This is a genomic window from Haladaptatus sp. W1 (assembly GCF_001723155.1).
GTDB lineage: Archaea > Halobacteriota > Halobacteria > Halobacteriales > Haladaptataceae > Haladaptatus > Haladaptatus paucihalophilus.
In genome coordinates, this window is sequence record NZ_MEIH01000267.1 from 1 (window position 1) to 2,605 (window position 2,605).

Consider the following 2,605-nt stretch of genomic DNA (forward strand, 5'->3'; position numbering starts at 1 on the left):
GAAACCTGTACGACCGCGCGCTGTCCGTGACGCCGGGCGGCGTCAACTCGCCCGTTCGGGCCGTCCGACCGTATCCCTTCTTCGTCGAACGCGGCGACGGCGCACACGTCATCGACGCGGACGGGAACAAGTACATCGACTACGTGATGGGCTACGGGCCGCTTCTGTTGGGCCACGACCTGCCACAACCGGTGCAGTCGGCCGTCCAATCCCAACTCGCCGACGGACCGATGTACGGCGCGCCGACGGAAGTCGAGGTGGAACTCGCCGAATTCGTCACCCGCCACGTCCCGAGCGTCGAGATGATTCGGTTCGTCAACAGCGGGACGGAGGCGACCTCTTCCGCCGTGCGCCTCGCCCGCGGCTACACCGGACGCGACAAAATCGTCGTCATGCAGGGCGGCTATCACGGCGCGCAGGAATCGACGCTCGTGCAGGGAACCGCCGGGATGGCTTCGGAGCCGAGTTCGAACGGGATTCCGCCCGCGTTCGCCGAGGAGACCATCACGCTCCCGTTCAACGACGCCGACGCGGCCCGCGAACTCTTCGAGGAGCGCGGCGACGAAATCGCCTGCGTCCTCACCGAGCCGATTCTGGGCAACTGCGCCAGCGTGCCGCCGGTCGATGGGTATCTGGAGACCCTCCGCGACCTGACGGAGGACCACGGCTCCCTGCTCATCTTCGACGAGGTGATGACCGGGTTCCGCATCGGCGGGTTGCAGTGTGCACAGGGCAAGTTCGGCATCACGCCCGACCTGACGACGCTCGCCAAGGTCATCGGCGGCGGGTTCCCGGTCGGTGCCATCGGCGGCCGCGCGGACATCATCGAGCAGTTCGCGCCGACCGGCGACGTGTTTCAGGCGGGCACCTACTCCGGCCATCCGCTCTCGCTGACCGCCGGACTGGAAACGCTCCGCTACGCCGCCAAAAACGACGTGTATGACCACGTTCGGTCGCTCGGCGACGAACTCCGCGCGGGACTGACCGACATCCTCGAAGACCGCGCGCCGGAGTACACCGTCGTCGGCACGGACAGCATGTTCAAAGTCATCTTCACGCGCGACGGCCCCCGCGACTTGGAGGGCCAGTGTGCGGTCGGATGTAGTCAGGACCCCGACTGTCCTCGCTTCGAGTACTGTCCGAAGGACAAGGGCGACGTGAACCGCGCCGAAACCGAACGCTGGGAGCGGCTGTTCTGGCCCGCGATGCTCGACCAAGGGGTCTTCCTCACGGCCAATCAGTTCGAATCGCAGTTCATCAGCTACGCTCACACCGAGGAGGACATCGAGCAGACGCTGGAGGCGTACAAGGAAGCGCTGTAACGGCCGCCGAACCGGACGAGACCACCCTCTACTCGACGGACTCTCCGCCTGACGAGACTCCCGACCTAACAGACAACCCTCGACGACTCCGACGATTCTTTCTCCGGGCCGGGACGTTTGAGAGACGACATTCGTTTTATCCTCCCGTCCCAAGTGACGAACAGATGCAACGCCCAAAACTCTCCGGCGACCGGGTACAGTCGCGCTGGTGGTACTGGATTGCGGCGGTGCCGGTGGTGTTCGTCTTCTGGGTCGTGACGGTCGCGTGGGTCGCGTTCGCCATCTCGCTGGAACCGAACATCCTCCCCTCGACGTACGACTCGCCCATCGTCCACGCCGCTCTCGTCTCGCTGGTCGCGGTCGGCATCCCCTTCGCCGTCCTCATCGCCGTGTTTCCGTTCGCGGTGTTTCAGGACACGCAGGCGATACACCGCGCCGAACAGGGCTGGGAACCGCCGAGCGGAAACTACGCGCTCACCGGCCTCCTCGGACTGGCCGCCGCGGTCGTCGTCTGGCTGTTGACGAGCGATATCTCGTCCGCGGTCATCGCCGGATTCGTCCTGAGCGTCCCCTTCGCGCTGTACTACCTCCGCGAACGCCACGACAATCTCGGCGTTCCGTGATAGTCGGTCCTCGTTCCACGAGTCGAGTTACTCCTTCGATTCGCTGAAGTGGAAGTGGTCGAACGGTTGCATGCGACGCTGGCGCATTATTTCCGAACTCTCGACGGTGACCCCCGATTCGTGGAGGGTATCCGTGATTCGTGTGATGTCCTCGGTACTCGTTCCTCAACGTGATGGGTGGTTAGGTCCATGAATCACTTTCTCCGTTGACTCACGTCGTCCCGCCTGACGACGGGACGACGATTCGAAGGGTCTTCGTCGGTTGTCGCCTGGCTCATTCGGAGTCGTTCTTCCGGACACTGACCTCACCGCTGCGCAGGACGGTCACGTCGTACCCGTCGTACGAGAAGGAAACGGAATCCATCGTCTCGCATCGGCTCACTGTCTTCGGGGAGACGAGCGCGTCCAACGCGTCAGGGTCGATGTACGTGTAGAGGGGTTCCATCTCGTTCACTTCACTGTTCTCTGCTGCTGCAACCGCTTCGGCGACTGCGGTACTCCGGGGCTTTGGTAGCCCAATCGCATCGTATCCGCACTATTCCTTCCTCCTCGATGTCGTCCTCGTGATCCGATGTGTCCTCGTTTCCCATCACAATTGACCAATACTACATTGTAGTGTATGAAAGTGTGTGTATGTGTGTGTTATTATCCGAGTAACAA

3 protein-coding genes are annotated in these 2,605 nt (G+C 62.8%); 2 read left to right on the forward strand and 1 reads right to left on the reverse strand.

Annotated features, from left to right (window positions below):
• Positions 1-5 precede the first annotated feature (5 nt).
• Entirely contained in the window at positions 6-1,322 is a 1,317-nt protein-coding gene (locus tag BG842_RS12120; RefSeq protein ID WP_083252513.1) for a glutamate-1-semialdehyde 2,1-aminomutase, read from the forward strand.
• A gap of 164 nt (positions 1,323-1,486) precedes the next feature.
• A complete protein-coding gene (locus tag BG842_RS12125; protein ID WP_069450929.1) occupies positions 1,487-1,945 on the forward strand; it encodes a hypothetical protein in 459 nt (152 codons plus the stop codon).
• Between the two features lie 274 nt (positions 1,946-2,219).
• Here the strand turns inward: BG842_RS12125 and BG842_RS12130 are convergent, their stop codons facing one another.
• Positions 2,220-2,465 carry a HalOD1 output domain-containing protein gene (locus tag BG842_RS12130; RefSeq protein ID WP_069450930.1) on the reverse strand — a complete coding sequence of 82 codons (246 nt, stop codon included), beginning with the start codon at positions 2,463-2,465 and terminating at the stop codon, positions 2,220-2,222.
• Between the last annotated feature and the right edge of the window lie 140 nt (positions 2,466-2,605).